We start from the raw sequence: 15,709 nt of genomic DNA, 5'->3' as shown, positions 1-15,709 counted from the left end.
GCTCGCTCCCACAGGGATTGTGGTTCCCCTGAAGAAACTCGGTCCAATGTGGGAGCGAGCCTGCTCGCGATAGCGATGGCGATGGCGGACTCCCCACAGTATTCCGATCAGAAATCCAGCGTCGCCGACACCTTCAACGTCCGCGGCGTCCCTTGGGTCAAACACCCATCATTGGCCGACGCCCAATAAGCCTTGTTCGCCACGTTCTCCAGATTGGCGCGCAAGGTGATTTCCTTGTCATCGAGCGTAAAGGCATACCGCGAACCCACATCAAAACGATTCCACGCCGGAATGCTTTGGGTGTTGGCGGCATTCAAATACTGCCCACCCGTGCGCAACATCCGCGCACTGAACGCTGCGCCTTCGATCCCAGACACGTCCCAGTCCGCCCCGACGTTGAGCTGAAAGCGCGGCACGCCGACCGCGCGGTCGCCGTTGTTGCGGGCATCCTGACCTGAGTGCAACTAAGAATTGATCGCATTCTGGCGGTGTTCAACGAGCGCTGGCAATTGTCTTTTTGATCGGCCCTGCCAATGGCCTCCTCGACTTCTGAAATATTGGCTATTTGTCGGCGGCGTCGTCAGGAATAACGTAGCTCCACCCCCCATTTGCTATTGGAGTCCACCATGAAACCTCGTCTCGATTTCTACACCGCTTCCCCAGACGCCCTCAAAGCCATGATCGCGCTGGAAGGCGCTGTTTCGAAGCTGCCGCTGGAAAAGACCCTGATCGAACTGGTCAAGCTGCGCACCTCGCAAATCAACGGCTGCGCCTTCTGCCTGGATATGCACAGCGCCGATGCCATCAAGGGCGGTGAAGACCAGCGCCGTCTGTACACGCTGTCGGCGTGGCGTGAAACGCCGTTCTTCACCCCACGTGAACGTGCGGCGCTGGCGTGGACTGAATCCTTGACCCTGCTGAGCCAGACCCACGCCCCGGATGAGGACTACGAACTGGCAGCGTCCGAATTCAGCCCGAAGGAACTGGTCGACCTGACCGTGGCCATTACCACGATCAACGCCTGGAATCGTCTGGCGGTGGGGTTCCGCAAAATGCCTCAAGCCTGATCAGTGAGCATCCGCTGACGGCGCGGCCGGTGGTTGCACCTTGCGCATCATGGGCACCATTGCCGTGGCAATGATGAAGCAGACCATGATCATCAGAAACGCGTCACCGTAGGTCTGGGTCTGGGCTTCGCGGTAGGTCAGCAGCCACAGTTGATGCAGGCTGGCGGTGACGCCGGCGTCACCGCTCTGGCCGAGGGTCGCGAAGTTGTTGCCGACCTGGGACAGCCATTGGTTCAGCGCTTCGTTGGTGCTGTTCAGGTGTTCTGCCAACCGAGTGAAGTGCAGGTTGGTGCGGTCGTTGAGAATGGTCGCACACGCGGCGATGCCGATGGCGCCTCCCAGGTTCCGCATCAGGTTGAACAATCCCGAAGCATGTTTGAGCCGCGCCGGCGCCAGTCCGCCGAGGGTCAATGTCACCGCTGGCGGCACCGCCAGTTGCTGGGCAATCCCGCGCAAGGCTTGCGGCAGCATCAATTCTTTAGCCCCCCAGTCATGGGTGATCGGGCTGAAATCCCACATCGACAGCGCGAACAGCCCAAGGCCGGTCATCATGATCCAGCGCAAGTCGATGCGATTGGCCAGAAAGGCGTACAGCGGAATCGCCATGATCTGGAACACCCCGGTGGAGAAAACCGCCAGACCAATGTCCAGTGCGCTGTAGCCGCGCACCCGGCCGAGGAACAGCGGCGTCAGGTAAATCGTGGCGAACAGGCCAATCCCGGTGACGAATGAAAAGAAACAGCCGAGGGCGAAGTTGCGATCCTTCAAGGCGCGCAAATCGACGATCGGGTTGGCCACGTGCAAGGTTCGGCCGATGAAGGCCAGGCCGGCGAGGCCGCTGATCCACGCTGTGGTCAGAATCGTGCTGTCGCTGAACCAGTTCCAGCGCGGGCCTTCTTCGAGGGTGTATTCCAGGCAGCCGAGAAACAGCGCCATGAACACCATGCTCAAGTAGTCGGCGCCTTTGAGCAGCAACAGTTCCGGCTGGTCGATTTTCACCAGCATCGGCACCGCCACGGCGACGAAAATCCCCGGCACCAGGTTGATGTAGAACAGCCAGTGCCAGGACGAAATGTCGGTGATCCAGCCACCAATCACCGGCCCCAGAGTCGGAGCCAGCGAAGCCACCGCGCCGATGGTTGCCGCCGCGATCACCCGTTGTTTGCCGGTGAAGAAAAAGAACGCGGTGGTGAACACCAGCGGGATCATCGAACCACCGAGAAAGCCTTGCAGGGCACGGAAGGCGATCATGCTCTGGATGTTCCAGGCCGCACCGCAGAGCAGGCTGGCCAAGGTGAAGCCCACCGCGGAAGCGCAAAACAGCCAGCGCGTCGAGAACACCCGCGACAACCAGCCGGATAACGGGATCACGATGATCTCGGCGATCAGGTAACTGGTTTGCACCCATGCCGTTTCATCGGTGCCGGCCGAGAGTCCACCGCCGATGTCACGCAACGAGGCGGAGACGATCTGGATGTCCAGCAGCGCAATGAACATGCCGATGCACATGGTGGCGAAGGCGAAGACTTTGGTCGCCGTCGCCATGCTGGCAGCATTGAACGGTTGCGCAGGGGCGGCGAGGGCGCGACTCATGGCGCGCTGGCCACGGCCGGGGATTCGGGGTCTTTGCGGGTGTCCACTTCGGCGGTCACCGACAGGCCCGGACGCAAGTGACCGAGTACGCCATCGGCGGGATCAAGGATGATTCTCACCGGCACACGCTGAACGATTTTAGTGAAGTTGCCGGTGGCGTTTTCCGGTGGCAGCACGCTGAACTGCGAGCCACTGGCCGGGGCGAGGCTGCCCAGATGCCCGTGGAATTCCTGCCCGGACAGCACGTCGGCATGAATGACCACCCGTTGACCCGGAATCATGCGCGCCAGTTGATCTTCCTTGAAGTTGGCATCGACCCATAATCCACTGGAAGGCACCACCGATAGCAGTTGCGAACCGGCCTGTGCGTAGGCTCCGGTTCGTGCCCGGCGATTGCCGATCACACCGTCCACCGGCGCCTTCAGTTCGGTGTAACTCACGTTCAATTGCGCCAGATCACGTTCGGCGTGGGCCTGCATCAGCGCGGCGCGGGCTTGCTGTTTTTGCGTGGCGATCACGTTCAGCTGACGTTGCGCCGCCAGCAGCTCGGCCTGAGCCCGCGAACTGAACGCCTGAGCCGTTTTGAACGTCGCATCGGCACGCTGGGCGCTTTCCACCGAAACGGCATTGCTGCCGACCAATTTTTTGTAGCGCGCATTGTCGTCCCGTGAGCGCTCGGTTTCGGCGCCAGCGGCATCGATGCCGGCGCGGGCCTGGCCGATCACCGCGTGTTGCAGTTGTTCGGTGGCGTCGAGGTTGGCAAGCAAGGCTTCTTCGGCAGCCACCGCACCTTCGGCCTTGGCCAGGTTGGCGCGGTAGTCACGCGAGTCGAGGCGGATCAGCACATCGCCGGCCTTGACCTTCTGGTTGTCGGTGACCAGCACTTCTTCGATGTACCCCGCGACTTTCGGCCCGATCACCGTCACGTCACCGCCGATATAGGCATCGTCGGTTTCTTCGATAAAACGGCCGGCTGTCCACCAGTGCGTCGCGTACAACCCGGCAAACACCAGAGCAGCAATGGCCGCCGTCAGCAGGATCAACCGTTTGAGCAGGGGAGGCTTGGGTGTGCTCACCGGGACAGCAACGTCGGATTCGAGGCTGGGCATGCTGGTCATTTGAATGAATACCTATGGGAATCGAGTCTTTATTACGAATGTAATATGACGTAGGTAATATTTAGTGGCAAATGATTTGTGCATCCGGTCGTCAGGTGGTCGGCGGTAACCGCAAGGACACCAATTTTTTAAGCAATGCGAGCAACACCTACAGCAGCACCGAACAGACGCATTTACCCTGATAAAAAATCAGAGTGCATACCAACCGGCCTGAGGTTGCAGGGTTGCCCTGCAACCTGGAGTCTGCGACGTTCAATCACCGTCGCACTGACGTTTAAACCCGCTCAAAAATCGCCGCAATCCCCTGACCACCACCAATGCACATGGTCACCAACGCATATCGCCCGTTGATGCGCTGCAGTTCGTGGATGGCTTTGGTGGCAATCATCGCCCCGGTAGCGCCCACCGGGTGACCGAGGGAAATACCCGAGCCGTTCGGGTTGACCTTGGCCGGGTCGAGGTCCAGTTCCTGGCTGACTGCGCAGGCCTGCGCGGCGAAGGCGATGTTGGCTTCGATCACGTCCATATCCGCCACGGTCAAGCCTGCGCGTTTGAGTGCCAGGCGCGTGGCGGGAATCGGTCCCAGGCCCATCAGTTCCGGCTCGACACCGGCATGGGCATAGCTGACCAGGCGGGCGAGCGGACGCAGGTTGTTAGCCTGAACCGCGTTGCCTGTTGCCATGACCAATGCAGCGGCGCCGTCGTTCAGGCCCGAGGCATTGCCGGCCGTGACCGAACCGTCGCTCTTGAACGCTGGCTTCATCTGCGCGAGTTGTTCCAGGGAGGTGGAACGCGGGTGTTCGTCGATGCTGAACAGCGTCGTTTCCTTGCGACCACGGATTTCCACCGCCGCGATCTGCTCACTGAAGTAGCCATTGGCGATTGCGAATGCGGCACGCTTTTGATCTTCCAGGGCGAGGGCGTCTTGCATGTCGCGGGTGATGCCATTGCGCTGGGCGATGTTCTCGGCGGTGATGCCCATGTGGATGCCGTGGAACGGGTCATGCAGGATACCCAGCATGTAGTCGATGGCCTGGACATTGCCCATGCGTGCACCCCAACGGGCGGACGGCATCAGGTACGGGCCGCGGCTCATGGACTCGGCGCCGGCGCCGATCGCAATCTCGGCGTCGCCCAGCAGCAAGGTCTGGGCCGCGCTGATAATGGCTTGCAGGCCGGAACCGCAGAGGCGGTTGACGTTGTAGGCAGGGGTTTCCTTCGGGATGCCTGCGTTCATCGCGGCGACCCGGGAGATGTACGCATCGCGGGTTTCGGTCGGGATCACGTTGCCCATCACCAGATGGCCGATTTGCGCCGGGTCAACGCCGGAGCGTTCCAGGGCGGCCTTGACGGCCGTGGTCGCCAGATCGGCCAGCGGGACATCCTTGAGCGAGCCGCCAAAGGAGCCGATGGCGGTGCGTGCGGCGCTGACAACGAATACGTCTGGGGTGTTCATGAAGGCGTTCCTGTCGATGGGTTCTTTTCAATGGTGCGATTAAGGAGTGCGTTCAACGCCGCCTGCGCTTCCGGGGTTTGCAGGCGCTTGATGAACAGCAAGTTCTCTTGGCGAATGGTGGCTTGCAGTTCCGGCATCGAGGTCTGTTTGAGTAATTGCCGGGACTGACGCAGGGATTCCTGGGGCAGCGCCAGCAGTCGACGAGCCATGTGCTCGGCGGCTGCCAGACACTGTGCCCCGTCGTCGAACAGTTCGTTGGCCAACCCGCACGCGACGGCGGCTTCACCGTCCAGGCTGTCACCCCACAACAGCAAGCGTGCCGCCCGGGCATGGCCGAGCAGGCGCGGCAACAGCAGGCTTGCGCCGAACTCCGGGCACAGGCCCAGGTTCACGAACGGTGTGCGCAACCGGGTATTGCGCGTGACCAGCACCTGATCGCAATGCAGCAGCAGGGTGGTGCCGATCCCGATAGCTGCTCCGCACACGGCGGCGATCAACGGTTTTTGCAGTTGGATGACCACGCGCATCAGGCGAAACGCCGGGCTGTCCAGATCGGTCGGCGGATGCTGGAGAAAATCCGCCAGGTCATTGCCGCTGGTAAAGCACGAGGCGCCACCCGTGAGGATGATCACGCCAATGTCGGCGTCTTCGTCCGCGGCCAGCAACAGGTCGCCCAGCTGCGTGTACATACTGTTGTTCAGCGCGTTGAGTTTGTCGGGGCGGTCAAAGGTCAGCGTCAGGACGCCTTCGTGTCGTTCTTGTTTGATCAGGTCGTTCATGTACGTGCCCTGGGTGATCTCTATGCAGGGCACTCTAAGCGCGGGACCGGCGCTGGATCTATGACAAAACAGGTCAACGAAACTGCTGCTTTTTGCCATGTCGGGTCATCGCAAGGCTCACACACCCATTCGGGGTATGGCGCGGTCGGCTGAATCGACCAATAGTGGATTCATCCGCTCATACAGATCGGAACTCGCTTGATAAGGTGAATTTGCTATGCACAAGGCCTTCTTGGTGATGCTTGGTGCGTTACTTGTGCCGCTGTCGGTAGCCGTCCACGGCGCCGAAGTGGACGATAACAACACGTTGCGGCTGTACAACTGGGCGGATTACATCGGCGAAAAAACCATTGCCGACTTTCAGAAAGCCACCGGCATCCGCGTGATTTACGACACGTTTGATGCCTATGAAACGGTGCAGGCCAAGTTGCTCACCGGTCACTCCGGCTATGACCTAGTGGTGTTGAACGCTTCTCTTGCACCGCCGCTGATCAAGGCCAAAGTGTTCCAGCCGCTCGATAAAAAGTTGCTGCCGGGCTGGACGAATCTGGACCCGAAAGTCTTGCAGGACTTGCAGGGCTTTGATGCCGGCACGCTGTACTCCGCGCCTTACACCTGGGGCAGTAACGGCATTACTTATAACGTCGACAAGATCAAGGAACGCATGCCGGACGCGCCGATTGGCTCACTGGCGATGATCTTCGATCCGAAAATCGTCTCGCGCTTCGCCGACTGCGGCGTGACCCTGGTCGATGCGCCCACAGAAGTCATTCCACTGGCGCTGAAGTACCTGGGACGCGACCCGAGAAGCGCCGCGCCGGCCGATCTGGAAGCGGCGCAAGCGTTGCTGTTGTCCATCAGGCCTTACATCCGCAAGTTCGACTCGGTCAATTACCTGACCAGCCTGCCCAATGGCGATGTGTGCATGGCCATGACCTGGTCGGGGGATTACGCAACCGCCATGGCCCGCGCCGAAGAGGCCAAGTTGAAGATCAAACTGGCCTATTTCATTCCCAAGGAAGGCTCGCTGATCTGGTTCGACAACCTGTACATCCCCGCCGATGCGCCCCATGTGGCCAACGCGCACAAGTTCCTCGATTACTTGATGCAGCCACAAGTCATCGCCGACGTGACGGACTTCATTCATTACGCCAACAGCAACGCGGCGGCCACGCCGTTGGTGCACGCCGATGTGCGCAACAACCCGGCGATTTATCCCGATGACGAAACGCGCCAGCGGTTGTTTCCGCAAAAGACGCAGGACGCGAAAGAGATGCGCGCCATGACCCGGGTCTGGAGCACGGTAAAGAGCGGGATCTGATTGTTTAATTGTTCGGTTTGAGGTTTTTTGTATGGCAACTCCAATCAAGAAAGTTGTGTCCAACGTTGATAATGCGCAACTGGTCAAAGCCGACAAAGCGCACTACATGCACGGCTATCACATGTTCGACGAACACGCCGAACAGGGCGCGCTGAACATTGTGGCCGGTGATGGCGCTTATATTTACGACACCCAGGGCAACCGCTTTCTGGATGCGGTCGGCGGCATGTGGTGTACGAACATCGGTTTGGGCCGTGAGGAAATGGCGTTGGCGATTGCCGATCAGGTCCGTCAATTGGCGTACTCGAACCCGTTTTCCGACATGTCCAACAACGTCGCTATCCAGTTGTGCGAGAAACTCGCCAGCCTCGCTCCCGGCGATCTCGATCACGTATTCCTGACCACCGGCGGCTCTACCGCCGTGGACACCGCGTACCGGTTGATTCAGTACTATCAGAACTGCCGCGGCAAACCGGAAAAGAAGCACGTCATCGCCCGTTTCAACGCGTATCACGGCTCCACCACCCTGACGATGTCGATCGGCAACAAAACCGCCGACCGTGTGCCGGAATTCGACTACGCCAACGACAAGATTCACCACGTCTCCAACCCCAATCCCTACCGGGCGCCGGAGGGCATGGACGAAGCGCAGTTTCTCGAATTTCTGATAAAGGAGTTTGAAGACAAGATTCTGTCCATCGGCGCGGACAAGGTCGCGGGTTTTTTTGCCGAGCCGATCATGGGCTCCGGCGGCGTGATCATTCCGCCCAAGGGTTACCTGAAACGCATGTGGGAAGTCTGCCAGCGCTACGACATTCTATTTGTCGCCGATGAAGTGGTGACTTCTTTCGGGCGTCTGGGCAAGTTCTTCGCCTCGTATGATCTGTTCGATGTTCAGCCGGACATCATCACCACGGCCAAAGGGCTGACTTCCGCCTACTTGCCGTTGGGCGCCTGCATTTTTTCCGAGCGCATCTGGAAAGTCATCGCCGAGCCTGGCAAGGGTCGCTGCTTTACCCACGGCTTCACCTACAGCGGCCACCCGGTCTGCTGCACGGCGGCGTTGAAGAACATTGAAATCATCGAGCGGGAAAACCTGCTGGAGCATGTCGACGTGGTCGGCGCGTATCTGGAACAACGTCTGGCCACACTCTGCGACTTGCCGCTGGTGGGCGATGTGCGTTGCCAGAAATTCATGGCCTGCGTGGAATTCGTCGCCGATAAACGCACCAAGGCGTTGTTCGCCGATGAGATCAACATTGGTGAAATGATTCATTCCCGGGCGCAGGCCCGAGGGTTGCTGGTGCGGCCGATCATGCACCTCAACGTCATGTCGCCGCCGCTGGTCCTGTCGTGCGCACAGGTGGATGAAATCGTCGAGATCCTGCGGGTGTGCATTCTTGAAGTGGCGGGTGAGCTTGAGCAGAACGGCCAGTATTTCGGCCAATGAGTTCCTCGACCCCGCGGTTAACAGGTGTCGGCTCACCCGCTAGACTGCGGGGCATGAGCAAACCAAACGACGACACGTTGATCGCATTGCCTTTCGGCGCCTTGCATAAATGGCACGCCGACATGCGCCAGGCATTCGCCCATATCGATGAACCCGACGCGCTGCACTTCCTGGCGTCGGCCTTCGGGCATCTGGTGGCCATCGAATCGGTGATGATCAGCCTGGAGCACAAGGATCGCCCGCCACAGTTGTTGTATCAGCGGGGCATTCCGGAAAAATACCGGGAGTCGATCATCGACCGCTATTTTTCCGGGGGCTACCTGCTCGACCCTTTTTGCCTGGCGGTGGAGCAGGGGCTGGCCGAAGGGTTTTATCACCTGGAGGACATTGCCCCGGACAACTTCTTCGACAGTGAGTACTACAAGACTTACTACTTGAAGGCCGGGAGTTCGGAAGACAGTTTTTACATTGTCGATACCGGCAATGGCACCCAGGTGTCGGTGAGCCTGTTTCAAGGCTTTGGCGGGGAAGGGCTGCGGGTTGAGCAACTGAATCTATTGCGGGCGGTCGAGCCGCTGGTGCGCGAATTCATCAGCGAATTTGGACGCCGGGGCTTGCAGCACAGCGCCGTCAATGAGGGCGTGCGTGACGATCTCAAGCAACGCGTGCAGTCGGCCTTCGAAAACTTTGGCTGCGACTTGCTCACCGAACGCGAGCGGGAAGTGGCGCACATGGTGCTGCGGGGGCATTCCGTGAAATCCACGGCCAGCCAGATGAGCATCTCGCCGGAGACGGTGCGCATGCACCGCAAGAATCTTTATCTGAAGTTGGAGATCGGTTCACAGTCGGAGTTGTTTGCGCTGTTTATCGAGTGGCTGCGCAAGCACTGATCCAACAGCCAGACCAGATCCCTGTGGGAGCGCAGTTGAGGAGGGGATGAGAGACTGAGGCGAATCCTCGAACCGCTACGGATCTGACGTTTGTTTTTTTCGGCAATATTGAGGGTCGATGGGTCGCAGCTCGTCGAGGTTCAACTAGAATTCCAGACGTAAGCAGGCAGGTTGCAGCCGCGCTCAAACAACAAAAATATTGCGAAACAAGGGGCATTCAATCTTGAAAATCTCAGCCCTCTGCGCTACCGGAAGCCTGTTGGTTTCGACTGCGACGTCTGCCACCGGGATGATTCCTGTCCTCGACCTGGACTTCACACGACCGGCTGCCGAGACCCTGAAAAAACTCGGTATCCATGACGCGTGTATTATTGCCGCCTCCAACCCTGCAGCGTTCACTTACTGTCGTGAAGGATCATCGACGCTCTGGAAATATCAGGCGCTCGATCTGGAGCAACAGGCGTCGATCCTTAGAGGCGAACATCGGCCTGCCACGGACTACGGGCGAATCACGGTCGTGGAAGTTGACAGCGCCGCTTGCCTGGAAGATGCCCCTGCGCCTTTGATCAAGCCGGCAATCACTCGCGGGTTAGCCTTGGGCGCGATCTTGCTGTTTTTGTTGATCGGCTTTCGATACGTCTACCGGGCAATCATGCGCCAACGCTACGACCACGCCGTGCTGGCGGACACGTCCTTGCAGCGATTTCCCGGATTCTTGCCGGCGAAGGCGTTGGGAGCTTTTGGTATTGCCGCTGGTGTGGCGCTGGCTTACTGCTTCTGGTGACATCACCGGTAACAGCGTTCGTCCGGACAATTCGATCAATTGTGTGAGCGAGTCTGCTGCTTTTTCGGAGTACATGTTTAAAGACGTTTAAGGTTACTTCCTGAAAGCTACAGCGCCTTGCGCCATTACCTACGACTACGCCAGAATCCGCCGGCTTGTGCGCTTTGGACGCCCTCGGTAACTTGATCCCCGTCACTGATTCCCAGTGATCGGGTTTAGTAGCCCGAGGTTTGAGAAAGTGTGCACAAGCGTCTGTCAGACAGGTATTTCCATGCCTGTACCTGATGGTGGCTGTGCGCAGGGCGCCCTCGGGCGCGCCGGCTTTCGCACTTTTCCCCGGTCTACTAACCTGCGTACAGCCGCCACCCCTCGTATTAGTAGCGAGGCGTGGCTGCCCAATCAGGAAGGTGTGAATATGTGCAAAGTGACTCCAAACCCGCCAGACACTGATCCGGCATCCCCCTACGAATCACTCGATTCCAAAAAGCTCCACGAAGCCGCCGAGCGCGCCCTCGACCATTACCTCAACCCCGCCGCCCTCAAAATCCCGGTCATTCGAAAACCGAGCACCATGTTCATGATCGCACCCGACATCAAAGACGAAGACCTGCTGGCGCACACCTGCGAGTCACTGGCCTCGGCCAGCGTCATGACCGCCGATTTCGCGGCCTACCTGGAAGGACCGCATCGGCATACGGCGCTGGGAATCCAGCAGATCATCATGCAGGCGGAACTGGCGGTGAACCGGATGATGGATAACGTCGAAGTGCCGAAGTAACACCGGGCCCCTGTGGCGAGGGAGCTTGCTCCCGCTTGAGTGCGCAGCACTCACAAGATTTGCATGCATTGCGAAAATCTTGGGGCTGCTGCGCAACCCAGCGGGAGCAAGCTCCCTCGCCACAAATGTGTTAACGCCTTTTAGATTTGAAAACTCCCCACCAACTGATTCAACCGCCCAGCCTGCCGCTCCAGCTCGGAAGACGTTTACAACGGCCCCTGCAACGGGGGCCGTTGGCTCGACTGACTAACGGCGACCCTGCCGATGTGGAATCCATTGCTTCCCCTTAATAGGAAGCATTACTATTCACGCCCCGTCTCCACAGCACACCGCAATGACCCCCAAGTTGCCCCGCAGACACGGCTTTTTCGAGCATTACGAAGAGTTGGTTGGCACCTGGACCCGTCGCCTGAGAAATCGTCAGCAGGCTGAGGACCTGGCCCACGACACCTTCGTGCGGGTGCTTGAGTCCGATTCGTCGGCGGTGGAGCAACCCCGGGCGTATTTGCACCAGACCGCGCGCAACATCGCGGTGGATGGTTATCGGCGTGAGGACCGGCGGGGCGCCATGGAGTCGGAGGCGGTTGATCACAGTGCGTCGTCGTCCGGCGACCCGGAGCATTTCATGCATGCGATCCAGTTGGCTGATTCCATCGAACGGGCGCTCACCGAGCTGCCGGTCAACTGCCGCAAAGTGTTCGTCTGGCAGAAGATCGAAGGCCTGACCCAGGCGGAAATCGCCGAACGCCTGGGACTGTCCAAGAACATGGTGGAAAAGTATATGATCCGCACCTTGCGGCATCTGCGCGACCGCCTCGACGGACTGCACCCATGATCGCCCGCGCCTTCTCACCCCCAGCCAAACAGGAACTTCCATGATGGATACTCGTGATTGTGCGTGCGGGCAAACAACGGTTCGCGACGACGCGGCGCGGTGGTTTGTGCGTTTGCAGGAACCGGCCGTGGATGTCGAGGAGTACCGCCGTTTCGAAGCCTGGCTGGCTGAACATCCTCAGCATCGTGATGAGTTCCAAGTGCTCCAGGGCCTGTGGTCGGCCGCCGATCTGCTGCCCGCCAAGCGTCTGCAAGCCCTGTGCGAAACCCCGCCGGCCCGGCGTAAACGTCAGCCGCTGGTGCGTTACGCGGTGGCGGCCAGTGTGTTGGCCGTGGCGCTCGGCTTGGGGCTGTTCAGCGGTTTGAATCACCCTGCGACCTACACCGCCGAATATTCCACGGCTTTGGGCGAGCGCCGTCATGTGGCGTTGCCCGACGGCTCGGTGATCGACCTGAATAGCCGCAGCCGCGTTCAGGTGCGCTATGAAAAGGACCGTCGCGGCATCGAGCTGACTGAAGGCGAAGCCATGTTCAGCGTCGAGCACGACAGCAACCGGCCGTTCGTGGTCGAGGCGGGCAGCGGCAAGGTGACGGTCACCGGCACGCGCTTTGATGTGCGCCGCGACCTCACCGAAACCCGTGTGGCGGTGGAGCAGGGCACGGTCAAGGTCCAGGGTCAGGGACCGGATGTCATCAGTCTCACCGCCGGCCTCGGCACTCGCGTCGATGCCCAAGGCGTGGTGGCTGCCGCTTACGCGGTCAATCCGGCAGAACTGACCGCGTGGCGCAGCGGCAAACTGGTGTTCAACAACGCCAGCCTTGCCGATGTCGCGGCGGAAGTCTCGCGTTATCGCGAGAAGCCGCTGACGGTCGGCAACGACAAAGTGGGCAATCTGCGCCTGACCAGCGTGTTCAAATCCGACAACACCGACGCGCTGCTCAAGGCCTTGCCGAGCATTTTGCCGGTGGCCGTACGAAACCTCGACGACGGCAGTCAGGAAATAATTTCAAAATAGATTCAGGTTTTTTTTGAGTTCTTCGTCTTCTTGTCCAACTGCAACTGGTTTGCATTAACAGCCGCACACTCTTGCGATCTACAGGACAATGTTCGACGTGAAGAAAACCACCGCTAAAAACAACAATTCACCTTGGTTGCGGCTCGCGCTCGCCCTGGCCGTCAGTGCCGCGCTACCCCAGGCGTTCTCCGCCGACGGCATCCATATTGCGGCGCAGCCGTTGGGCCAGGCCTTGAGTGAGCTGGGTCAGCAAACGTCGCTGCAGGTTTTCTTCAGTCCTGAACTGGTGGCCGGCAAACAGGCGCCTGCCGTCGACGGCGACCTCTCGCCGGAGCAGGCCTTGCGCCAATTGCTGCAAGGCAGCGGCCTGCAATACCAGATCGATGAAGGCTCGGTGACCCTGAAGCCGGCGCCGACTTCCGCTGCGGCCGGCCCGATCGAACTGGGCGTGACTGACATCAAAGTGGTCGGTGACTGGCTCGGCGACGCCGACGCAGCGGTGGTGCAGAACCATCCCGGCGCGCGCACGGTGATCCGCCGCGAAGCGATGGTCGAGCAGGGCGCCATGAATGTCGGCGACGTGTTGAAGCGCGTGCCCGGCGTGCAAGTGCAGGACGCCAACGGTACCGGCGGCAGCGACATTTCCCTGAACGTCGGCGTGCGCGGCCTGACCTCGCGCCTCTCGCCGCGCTCCACGGTGCTGATCGACGGTATACCGGCCGCCTTCGCGCCGTACGGCCAGCCGCAACTGTCCATGGCACCGATCTCCTCCGGCAACCTCGACAGCATCGACGTGGTACGTGGCGCCGGTTCCGTGCGTTATGGACCGCAGAACGTCGGTGGCGTGATCAACTTCGTGACGCGCGCGATCCCGGAGAAAGCCACCGGTGAAATCGGCACCACCCTGGAAACTTCCCAGCACGGCGGCTGGAAGCACATCGACACGGCGTTTCTCGGTGGCACCGCCGACAATGGCATCGGCATGGCGCTGTTGTACTCGGGCGTGACCGGTAACGGTTACCGCGAGCGCAACAACGGCAATGACATCGACGACGTGATGCTCAAGACGCACTGGGCGCCGACCGATGTCGACGACTTCAGCCTCAATTTTCACTACTACGACGCCAGCGCCGACATGCCCGGCGGCCTGACCCAGGCGCAGTACGACGCCAATCCGTTTCAGTCCGACCGCAACAACGACAACTTCAGCGGACGCCGCAAGGATGTCTCGTTCAAGTGGACGCGGCAGCTCGACGACCGCACCCAGGCCGAAGTGCTGACTTACTACACCGACAGCTTCCGTGGCAGCAACATTGCCGCTCGCGATCAGAGAACCCTGGGCTCGTTCCCGCGCACGTATTACACCTTCGGCATCGAACCGCGGGTGTCCCGTGTGTTTGACGTCGGCCCGACCACCCAGGAAGTCAGTGTCGGTTATCGCTACCTCAAGGAAGGCATGCACGAGCAGGCCAGCCGCCTGGCGCTGGTCAACAACGAGCCGGTGATTCGTCCCGGTTCGGACGGCCATGTGTACCAGGATCGTACCGGTGGCACTGAAGCCAACTCGGTGTACGTCGATAACAAAATCGACGTCGGCAACTGGACCATCACCCCTGGCATCCGCTTCGAACACATCAGCACCGACTGGCACGACCGCGCCGTGCTCGACACCGCTGGCAGACGTGTGCCGGAGAAGAACCGCAGCATCGAAAGCAACGAGCCACTGCCGGCGCTGAGCGTGATGTATCACCTGTCGGAAGAGTGGAAGCTGTTCGCCAACTACGAAACCTCGTTCGGCAGCCTGCAGTATTTCCAGCTGGGTCAGGGCGGGACGGGGGACGAACCCGCCAATGGCCTGGAACCGGAAAAGGCCAAGACCTATGAGGTCGGCACGCGCTACAACAATGAGGTGTGGGGCGGCGAGTTGACGGCGTTCTACATCGACTTCGATAAAGAGCTGCAATACATCAGCAACGACGCGGGCTGGACCAACCTCGGCGCGACCACGCACCAGGGCATCGAGGCGTCGGTGCACTACAACTTGGCGGCACTCGACCCACGGCTCGACGGCCTGACCGCCAACGCCGGGTTCACTTACACTCGCGCCGTGTATGAAGGTGAAATCCCTGGCTTCAAGGGCCGTGACCTGCCGTTCTACTCGCGCCAGGTGGCGACCGCCGGACTGCGCTACGACATCAACCGCTGGACCTACAACCTCGATGCGTTTGCCCAGTCCAAGCAGCGCTCACCGGGCGTTGCGGTGAACGCCGATGGCAGCTTCACCAACAACTACATCACCGAAGGCTCCGCTGATGGTCAGTACGGCGACATTCCGGGCTACGTGACCTGGAACGTGCGCGGTGGTTATGACTTTGGTTCGCAGCTGTCGAACCTGAAGGTCGGCGCCGGGGTGAAAAACATCTTCGACAAGCAGTACTTCACCCGCTCCAGCGACAACAACTCGGGGATGTACGTCGGTGCGCCGCGCACGTTCTTTGTGCAGGCCAGCGTCGGGTTCTGATGGATCGAGGTGACCCCATCGCCAGCAGGCTGGCTCCCACATTGATCATTGCCAAACACAGAATTTGTGTTCGCTGAAGATCCCCTGTGGGAGCCAGCCTGC

General features: G+C 60.1%; 13 protein-coding genes and 1 pseudogene. 9 read left to right on the top strand and 5 right to left on the bottom strand.

Features of this window, described 5'->3' with window-relative positions; genetic code table 11:
* Positions 1-107: 107 nt before the first annotated feature.
* Positions 108-440: pseudogene (locus tag ACA060_RS19490) on the bottom strand (TonB-dependent receptor domain-containing protein); the annotation flags it as partial.
* Between the two features lie 186 nt (positions 441-626).
* Between ACA060_RS19490 and ACA060_RS19485 the strand changes: the two are divergent.
* Positions 627-1,067 carry a carboxymuconolactone decarboxylase family protein gene (locus ACA060_RS19485; protein ID WP_497312596.1) on the top strand — a complete coding sequence of 147 codons (441 nt, stop codon included), beginning with the start codon at positions 627-629 and terminating at the stop codon, positions 1,065-1,067.
* On the opposite strand, the gene ACA060_RS19480 is transcribed toward ACA060_RS19485, so the two are convergent.
* The 4 genes from ACA060_RS19480 to ACA060_RS19465 form a co-directional block, all read right to left on the bottom strand.
* Positions 1,068-2,660 carry a DHA2 family efflux MFS transporter permease subunit gene (locus ACA060_RS19480; RefSeq protein WP_497312594.1) on the bottom strand — a complete coding sequence of 531 codons (1,593 nt, stop codon included), beginning with the start codon at positions 2,658-2,660 and terminating at the stop codon, positions 1,068-1,070.
* Complete coding sequence (locus tag ACA060_RS19475) at positions 2,657-3,778, bottom strand: HlyD family secretion protein (RefSeq protein ID WP_497312592.1); 1,122 nt, start codon at positions 3,776-3,778, stop codon at positions 2,657-2,659. Before ACA060_RS19475 ends, ACA060_RS19480 begins: the two co-directional genes overlap by 4 nt.
* 274 nt (positions 3,779-4,052) lie before the next feature.
* Entirely contained in the window at positions 4,053-5,234 is a 1,182-nt protein-coding gene (locus tag ACA060_RS19470) for an acetyl-CoA C-acyltransferase family protein (RefSeq protein WP_497312590.1), read from the bottom strand.
* Entirely contained in the window at positions 5,231-6,013 is a 783-nt protein-coding gene (locus ACA060_RS19465; RefSeq protein ID WP_497312588.1) for an enoyl-CoA hydratase, read from the bottom strand. Before ACA060_RS19465 ends, ACA060_RS19470 begins: the two co-directional genes overlap by 4 nt.
* Positions 6,014-6,230: 217 nt before the next feature.
* On the opposite strand from ACA060_RS19465, the gene ACA060_RS19460 reads away from it, so the two are divergent.
* From ACA060_RS19460 to ACA060_RS19425, 8 genes are all read left to right on the top strand, one after another.
* Positions 6,231-7,334 (top strand): polyamine ABC transporter substrate-binding protein, encoded by a 1,104-nt coding sequence (locus tag ACA060_RS19460; protein WP_497312586.1) that lies wholly within the window; start codon positions 6,231-6,233, stop codon positions 7,332-7,334.
* 31 nt (positions 7,335-7,365) lie between these two features.
* Positions 7,366-8,784, top strand: coding sequence for an aminotransferase (locus ACA060_RS19455; protein ID WP_497312584.1), 1,419 nt, complete (start codon positions 7,366-7,368; stop codon positions 8,782-8,784).
* 53 nt (positions 8,785-8,837) lie between these two features.
* Positions 8,838-9,674, top strand: coding sequence for a helix-turn-helix transcriptional regulator (locus tag ACA060_RS19450; RefSeq protein WP_497312582.1), 837 nt, complete (start codon positions 8,838-8,840; stop codon positions 9,672-9,674).
* Positions 9,675-9,897: 223 nt separating this feature from the next.
* Positions 9,898-10,458 (top strand): hypothetical protein, encoded by a 561-nt coding sequence (locus tag ACA060_RS19445; protein ID WP_497312580.1) that lies wholly within the window; start codon positions 9,898-9,900, stop codon positions 10,456-10,458.
* Positions 10,459-10,873: 415 nt separating this feature from the next.
* A complete protein-coding gene (locus ACA060_RS19440) occupies positions 10,874-11,236 on the top strand; it encodes a DUF6124 family protein (RefSeq protein ID WP_497312578.1) in 363 nt (120 codons plus the stop codon).
* Positions 11,237-11,570: 334 nt separating this feature from the next.
* Positions 11,571-12,071, top strand: a complete 501-nt coding sequence (locus tag ACA060_RS19435) for a sigma-70 family RNA polymerase sigma factor (RefSeq protein ID WP_109633302.1) — start codon at positions 11,571-11,573, stop codon at positions 12,069-12,071.
* 40 nt (positions 12,072-12,111) lie between these two features.
* Entirely contained in the window at positions 12,112-13,086 is a 975-nt protein-coding gene (locus ACA060_RS19430; protein ID WP_497312576.1) for a FecR family protein, read from the top strand.
* A 97-nt stretch (positions 13,087-13,183) separates the two neighbouring features.
* Complete coding sequence (locus ACA060_RS19425; RefSeq protein WP_497312574.1) at positions 13,184-15,607, top strand: TonB-dependent siderophore receptor; 2,424 nt, start codon at positions 13,184-13,186, stop codon at positions 15,605-15,607.
* Positions 15,608-15,709: the final 102 nt, after the last annotated feature.

The sequence above is a fragment of the Pseudomonas sp. LBUM1671 genome (genome assembly GCF_059695685.1).
This window is presented reverse-complemented; position numbering and strand designations above follow the sequence as displayed.

Coding starts and splice junctions, on each gene's coding strand:
- ACA060_RS19485 (WP_497312596.1), top strand. CDS start 627: ATGAAACCTCGTCTCGATTTCTACACCGCTTCCCCAGACGCCCTCAAA.
- ACA060_RS19480 (WP_497312594.1), bottom strand. CDS start 2,660: ATGAGTCGCGCCCTCGCCGCCCCTGCGCAACCGTTCAATGCTGCCAGC.
- ACA060_RS19475 (WP_497312592.1), bottom strand. CDS start 3,778: ATGACCAGCATGCCCAGCCTCGAATCCGACGTTGCTGTCCCGGTGAGC.
- ACA060_RS19470 (WP_497312590.1), bottom strand. CDS start 5,234: ATGAACACCCCAGACGTATTCGTTGTCAGCGCCGCACGCACCGCCATC.
- ACA060_RS19465 (WP_497312588.1), bottom strand. CDS start 6,013: ATGAACGACCTGATCAAACAAGAACGACACGAAGGCGTCCTGACGCTG.
- ACA060_RS19460 (WP_497312586.1), top strand. CDS start 6,231: ATGCACAAGGCCTTCTTGGTGATGCTTGGTGCGTTACTTGTGCCGCTG.
- ACA060_RS19455 (WP_497312584.1), top strand. CDS start 7,366: ATGGCAACTCCAATCAAGAAAGTTGTGTCCAACGTTGATAATGCGCAA.
- ACA060_RS19450 (WP_497312582.1), top strand. CDS start 8,838: ATGAGCAAACCAAACGACGACACGTTGATCGCATTGCCTTTCGGCGCC.
- ACA060_RS19440 (WP_497312578.1), top strand. CDS start 10,874: ATGTGCAAAGTGACTCCAAACCCGCCAGACACTGATCCGGCATCCCCC.
- ACA060_RS19435 (WP_109633302.1), top strand. CDS start 11,571: ATGACCCCCAAGTTGCCCCGCAGACACGGCTTTTTCGAGCATTACGAA.
- ACA060_RS19430 (WP_497312576.1), top strand. CDS start 12,112: ATGATGGATACTCGTGATTGTGCGTGCGGGCAAACAACGGTTCGCGAC.